This window comes from Oleiphilus sp. HI0125 (assembly GCF_001635355.1).
Window position 1 is genome coordinate 1 of sequence record NZ_LWGF01001479.1, and the last position, 948, is coordinate 948.

The following is a 948-nucleotide window of genomic DNA, read 5'->3' on the forward strand; positions in this document are numbered from 1 at the left end:
CCAAATTTTTAAAACGGTACACTGTAATGGCAGACGATTTAAAACAAGCAGCACTCGATTATCACGCGCAACCACGTGCAGGTAAGATCAGTGTTGAAATCACTAAACCAACACTAACTTCACGTGACCTTTCTTTAGCATACAGCCCAGGTGTTGCTGAGCCGGTACGTGCTATTGCTGAAAATCCAGAAAACGCATACAAGTACACAGCAAAGGGTAACCTTGTTGCTGTTATTTCTGACGGTTCTGCGATTCTTGGTTTAGGTAACCTTGGTCCATTGGCTTCTAAGCCTGTAATGGAAGGTAAAGGTGTATTGTTTAAGCGCTTCGCAGGTATTGATGTATTTGATATCGAAGTAGATTCAGAAAGCCCTCAAGCGTTTATTGATACAACAAAACGCATCGCAAACACTTTTGGTGGCATCAACCTGGAAGATATCAAAGCACCAGAGTGTTTTGAAATTGAGCGTATCCTTCAAGAGCAGTGCGAAATTCCAATTTTCCACGATGATCAGCACGGTACTGCAATCGTAACCGCTGCAGGTATGATCAACGCACTTGAGCTTCAAGGTAAGAACATTGAAGATGCTAAAGTTGTATGTCTAGGTGCGGGCGCTGCAGCAATCGCATGTATGAAAATTTTGATTTCTTGTGGTATGAAGCAAGAGAACATCTTCATGCTTGACCGTAAAGGTGTGATTCACACTGGTCGTGATGATTTGAACCAATACAAAGCGATGTTCGCAAACGATACTGACAAGCGTACGCTTTCAGATGCTTGTGATGGTGCTGACGTGTTTGTTGGTCTTTCTGGTCCAGACCTTCTTTCTGTTGAAGATTTGAATCGCATGGCTCCAAACCCAGTTATCTTTGCATGTTCAAACCCTGATCCAGAGATCCAGCCTGAAACAGCTCTTGCTGCACGTGATGATCTAATCATGGCGACTG

The 948-nt window shown here is 43.5% G+C and carries 1 protein-coding gene; it reads left to right on the plus strand.

Annotation, left to right across the window (positions count from 1 at the left end):
- Positions 1-26: 26 nt before the first annotated feature.
- Positions 27-948, plus strand: a 922-nt coding sequence (locus tag A3762_RS24940; RefSeq protein WP_068758120.1) for a malic enzyme-like NAD(P)-binding protein, incomplete at its 3' end; no start/stop codon positions are given.